The organism is Pseudomonas sp. JR33AA, assembly GCF_021378985.1.
Lineage (GTDB): Bacteria > Pseudomonadota > Gammaproteobacteria > Pseudomonadales > Pseudomonadaceae > Aquipseudomonas > Aquipseudomonas alloputida.
The window spans coordinates 1-5,587 of sequence record NZ_JAJSAW010000034.1 but is presented as its reverse complement, the minus strand read 5'-3'; the positions used below and the strand labels follow the sequence as shown (position 1 = coordinate 5,587).

The window sequence follows — 5,587 nt, the reverse complement described above, 5'->3', positions numbered from 1 at the left end:
GCTGGTGCACGCGCCAGTCGCCGGGGTAGTCGGTGGCGGTGTTGTTAAGGTCATGCAGCACCGCTTGCACCTGCTGCGGGCTCAGCATCGGCAGCTCGCCCACAGGCTGTTGCGGCTGGGCCACCACGCTGTGCAACAGGTGCTGCCAATGCTGCCCCAGACGCTCGACGCTTGGCGCGTCGAACAGGTCAGTGGCGTAGGTCAGCGAGGCCCACAGGCCATCTGCGGTCTCGACCGTGTCCAGGGTCAGGTCGAACTGGGCGTTCACTTCTTCCCACGCCAGCACTTCCACGCTCAAGCCTGGTAGCTGTGTGGTCCCTGGCAGCCGGCGCTCGGCGCTGCGGTGGTTGAACATGACCTGGAACAACGGGCTGCGGTTCAGGCTCCGTTCGACCTGCAGCGCATCCACCAGTTGCTCGAAGGGCAAGTCCTGATGCGCCTGGGCCTCCAGCGCAGTGGCCTTGACCTGTTGCAGCAAGCGGACGAACGGCAGGTGCGAATCGATGTCGGCCTTGTGCACCTGGGTATTGACGAAGAAACCGATCAGGCCTTCGGTTTCCTTGCGGGTGCGGTTGGCGACCGGCACGCCGACGCGGATGTCCGACTGCCCGGTATAGCGGTGCAACAGGCACTGGAAGGTCGCCAGCAGCAGCATGAACAGGGTCACCCCTTCGCGCCGTGCCAGTTGCCGCAGGCCATCGGCCAGTGCCGGGCTCAGTGGCAGGTCGATGCGGGCGCCACGGTAGCTGCTGTGCAACGGCCGCGGGCGATCAGCGGGCAGCGCCAGCACAGGCTGCTCACCGCCCAGCTGGGCGGTCCAGTAGGCTAGCTGGCGCTGCCGTTCGCCGCCCTCCATCCATTGGCGCTGCCAGGCGGCATAGTCGGCGTACTGGATCGGCAACGCCGGCAGGCTGGCAGGTTGGCCACTGCTGTACGCGCGATACAGGTGCACCAGCTCCTGCACCATCAGCGCCAGCGACCAGCCATCCGAGACAATGTGGTGCTGGGTGATCAGCAACACATGATCGTCCGGCGCCAGGCACAGCAGGCTGGCCCTCAGCAGCGGGCCCTGGGCCAGGTCGAACGGCTGGCGGATTTCTTCGGTGATACAGGTGCGCAGCCGCGCCGCCCGGTCCTCGCCGGGCGCCAGGGCCAGGGTGTGCCTGGCAATGCGCACCGGCGCAGGGGCATGGATCACTGGCGTGGTGCGCTCACCGTCAGTGGCGAAGGTGGTGCGCAGCGACTCGTGGCGCGCCACCAGCGCGTCGAAACTTTGCTGCAGGGCAGCCAGGTCCAGTGCGCCGCGCAGGTTCAGCGCACTGGGCAGGTGATAGGCGGCGCTGTCTGGCTCAAGGTGCCAGAGAAACAGCTGCCGCTCCTGGGCGAAGGACAGCGAAAGCGGCTCGGTAGGGTCGCGTCGAAAAACAGGTGCCACGCTGTACAGATCGACACCCTGCTGCTTGAGCAGCACCGCCAGCGCCTTGCGTTGCTTTGCCGACAGTGTTGCTACCGATTCGATTAACTTTTGCACGCCCTTCCCCTGTCAAGAGATCAGATTTTCCAGATCTTCGGCTGATAGACGATTGAGGGCCTCCAAGGATTTAGCCAAGGCATCGTTGACCGCCTGGGTGTGCGGCTGAGCACCCGCGATCTCGGCGCAGTAGGCTTGCAGGTCGTGGGTGGTGAACAGCGCCTTGACCGCTGTTTCCAGCTTCAACTGCTCACGCAGGCGCACGGTGACCTGGGTGGCCAGCAGCGAATGCCCGCCGAGGTCGAAGAAGTTGTCGGCAAGGCCGACCTGATCGACGTGCAGCACCTCCTGCCAGATCTGCGCCACGTGCTGCTGCAGCTCGCTCTGCGGTGCCAGGTAGGCCGCCCGGGCGACACTCAGCTGGGGGGCAGGCAGGCGGTTGCGGTCAAGCTTGCCATTGGGGGTATGGGGGAAGGTCGCGACGAACGTCGTCCAGGTCGGCACCATGTATTCGGGCAACACGCTGCGCAGTTGCCGTTTCAGCGCCTCGCCCAGTGCCTCCCGTGCTTGCGCATCGTCGACCACGGCCACGTCCTGCGGCACCAGGTAAGCCACCAGCTGCTGGCCCCCAGGCCCCGGCCGGGCGACCACCGCCGCTTCGCGAATGGCGGGATGACGCGCCAGTTGTGCCTCGATTTCGCCGAGTTCGATACGATAGCCACGAATCTTCACTTGCTGGTCGATTCGCCCGAGGTATTCCACTACGCCATCGGCCCGATAGCGCGCCAGGTCGCCGGTGCGGTACAGCCGCTCACCGTTCACGGCGAACGGGTCGGGGACGAAACGCTCGGCAGTCAGCCCTGGCCGCTGGTAATACCCGCGCGCCAGCCCCGCCCCGCCAATCAGCAATTCACCAGCCACGCCAACAGGTACTGGCGCCAGGTTCTCACCCAGCAGGTAGAGCCGGGTATTGTCCAATGGCCTGCCGAGCCACGCCTGCGGCCTGGCGGGCTGCAAGCGGTGCAGCGCCGACCAGATGGTGGTTTCGGTCGGCCCGTACAGGTTCCACAACGGCCCGCCCAGGGCCAGCAGCCGCTGGGCCAGGTCATCGCTCAGGGCTTCGCCGCCACACAACTTCGTGCAGCCCGCCAGCACCTCGCCGCGGCCGCTGTCCAGCAGCATGCGCCAGGTCGAGGGGGTGGCCTGCAGCACGGTCACTGCCTGCTGCGCGACCAGTTCCAGCACCTGCTGCGGGTCCTGTGCAGTATCCGGACCGGCCAGGACCACGCAGGCCCCCTGCACCAGCGGCAGGTACAACTCCAACCCGAAGATATCGAACGAGAACGTGGTCAACGACAACAGGCGGTCGCCGGTAGCCAGCCCCGGCGCCTTGGCCATGCTGGCGATGAAGTTGACCAGAGCGCCGTGGGGCACCATCACCCCTTTTGGCCTGCCGGTGGAGCCCGAGGTGTAGATCATGTAGGCAAGGTGCTCGGCCGACAGCTGCGGCTGCGGGTTGTGCACGCTGTAGGCTGCCGCGTTGCAGCCACTGCCCAGCGGGTGCTCGGGCGCCAGCAACAGGCACTGGACCGTGGCCGGTATCGGCAGGCGTGCCTGTAGCGACGGCTGGGTCAGCAGCAGCCTGATGCCGCTGTCGGCCATCATGTAGGCCAGCCGCTCGTCCGGGTAGTGGGGGTCCAGCGGTACATAGGCCCCCCCGGCCTTGAGCACGGCCAGCAAAGCGACAAGCATCTGTGGCGAGCGTTCGAGAGCCACCCCGACCTTGACGTCCGGGCCTACGCCGCCTTCGATCAGGTGCCAGGCCAGGCGGTTGGCGTGTTGGTTGAGCTGCTGGTAGCTCAGCGTCTGGTCTTCGAACTGCACCGCCGGTGCATGTGGCGTGGCATCGGCACGCCGCTCGATCAAGTGCTGGATGCAAGCGTCGGCAACCGGCACCGCCGTGTCATTCCAGGCTTGCCCGATCACGTCCAGTTCGCTGTCGCTGAGCAGTGGCAACGCGGCGATTCGCTGGCCTGCATCGGCCACGATGCCGTCCAGCAATTGCAGCCAGTGCCCGGCCATGCGCGCCACGGTGCTGGCATCGAACAGGTCGGTGGCGTAGTTGAACGAGGCGCCGATCTGCCCTGGCGCTTCGAAGGTTTCCAGGGTGAGGTCAAACGGCGCGGTGCGCGTTTCGCCAGGCAAAGCCTCGATACGCAGCACTGTGTCGCTGGCGGCCTGCTGGCCATTGCCCTGGCGCTGGTGGTTGAACATGACCTGGAACAACGGGCTGTGGCTCAGGCTGCGCCCCGGCTGCAAGGCTTCGACCAGTTGTTCGAACGGCAGCTCTTGATGGGCCTGGGCGTCGCTGGCGGCCTGGCGGGCTTGCTGCAACAGCGCGCGGAATGTCTGCTGCGGCTCGATTTGCGCGCGCAGCACCTGGGTATTGACGAAGAACCCGATCAACCCTTCGGTTTCTACCCGGTTGCGGTTGGCGATGGGTACACCGACGCGAATGTCCTGCTGCCCGCTGTAGCGCTGCAGCAAGGCCTGGAACGCGGCCAGCAACAGCACGAACAAGGTCACCCCTTCCTGGCGGGCCAGGTCGTGCAGGCGTTGGCACAGTTCGGCCGGCAAGCTGAAGTCGTGCCGTGCGCCGCGGTAGCTCATCAGCCCCGGGCGGGGCCGATCGGTCGGCAGCTCCAGCACCGGCTGCTGGCCACCCAACTGCGCTTGCCAATAGGCCAACTGCCGCTCGCGCTCACCGGCCTCCATCCAGCGCCGTTGCCAGATGGCATAGTCGGCGTACTGGATGGGCAGCGGCCGAACAGCCACAGCGTGCCCTTGGCAACAGGCGCTGTAACCCTGCAGCAGCTCATCGACCATGACCTTGAGCGACCAGCCGTCAGCGGCGATGTGGTGCACCACCAGGCTCAGCACATGGTCCTCGGCCGCCAGGCGCAGCAACGCCACGCGCAACACGGGGCCCTGTTGCAGGTCGAACGGCTGCTCACGGTGGGCTTCGACGAAGGCCTGAATCTGCGCCTGTTCATCGCCCACACCGCGCTCACTGCATGCGATCGCTACCGTCAGCTGTGGGGCGATCTGCTGGCGCGGGCCACCGTCGCGGCTGTCATGGGTGAACGTAGTGCGCAGGCTCTCGTGCCGCGCCAGCAGCGCATCGAAACTGCCCTGCAAGGCCTGCAGGTTCAGCGGGCCGTGCAGGCGCAGGCTGACCCCGATGTTGTAGGCAGTGCCCTGAGGCTCCATCTGCCATAGGAACCATTGGCGCTCCTGGGCAAACGACAAGGGCACCACGGTGGTGTCGTCGCGCACCAGCGGTATGGGCAGGTTGGCCGGGGACACGCCTTCTGCAAGCATGGTCTGCAGGTACTGGCGACGCTTTTCCAGCGGCAGATTGATGAAGCGCTGGGCAATTTTCGTGGCGACTGCGGTGTCCATCACACCTCCTCCATTTCGTCCAGCAAAGCCGACAGCTTGCTGAGTGTTTGTGTGTCCGCCGGCGCAGATGCCTGGGCCAGCTGTTCGGCGAAGCTCGCCAGGGTCGGGTGCTGGAAAATCAGTTGCGGGGTCAGGCTCAGGCCGAGTTCCAGTTGCACCCGCGAGACCACGCTGACGGCCAGCAATGAGTGGCCGCCCAGCTCGAAGAAGTGATCGTCCAGGCCTACTTGCTCGAGCTTGAGCACGTCCTGCCAGATGGCTGCCAGCTGCTGTTCAAGCTCGCTGCGCGGGGCGCGGTAACCTTGCTGCAACAGGCTGGCATCGGCCTTGGGCAGGGCCTTGCGGTCGAGCTTGCCGTTGGCCGTCAGCGGCCATTGGTCGAGCAGCAGCAGGTGCGCCGGGACCATGTAGTCCGGCAGTGCTTCCTTCAACTGTTCGCGCAACTGCGCGCGCAGCCCGGCGTGCTGCTCCAGCGCCACCTCGGCAGCGGGTATCAGGTAGGCCACCAGCTGCTGGCCGGTCGCGCCTTCCTGGGCCAGCACCAGGGCCTCACGCACCTGCGGCTGCGCTTGCAGGCGCGCTTCGATTTCACCCAGTTCGATGCGGAAGCCGCGGATCTTCACCTGGTGGTCGATGCGCCCGGCGTATTCGATC

Annotated in this window: 3 protein-coding genes; all 3 read right to left on the bottom strand. The window is 66.2% G+C overall.

Annotated elements, in window-relative coordinates; translation table 11 throughout:
- A partial coding sequence (locus tag LVS58_RS24805) for a condensation domain-containing protein (RefSeq protein WP_233693224.1) occupies positions 1 to 1,531 on the bottom strand: 1,531 nt, incomplete at its 3' end.
- Positions 1,532 to 1,543: 12 nt separating this feature from the next.
- On the bottom strand, positions 1,544 to 4,933 hold the full coding sequence (locus LVS58_RS24800; RefSeq protein ID WP_233693223.1) for a non-ribosomal peptide synthetase: 3,390 nt from the start codon (positions 4,931 to 4,933) through the stop codon (positions 1,544 to 1,546).
- On the bottom strand, positions 4,933 to 5,587 hold a 655-nt coding region (locus LVS58_RS24795; protein ID WP_233693222.1), incomplete at its 5' end, for a phosphopantetheine-binding protein. The genes LVS58_RS24795 and LVS58_RS24800, both read right to left, overlap by 1 nt.

Excerpts from the sequence above, each read along its gene's own strand:
- LVS58_RS24800 (WP_233693223.1), bottom strand. The coding sequence starts at position 4,933 with ATGGACACCGCAGTCGCCACGAAAATTGCCCAGCGCTTCATCAATCTG.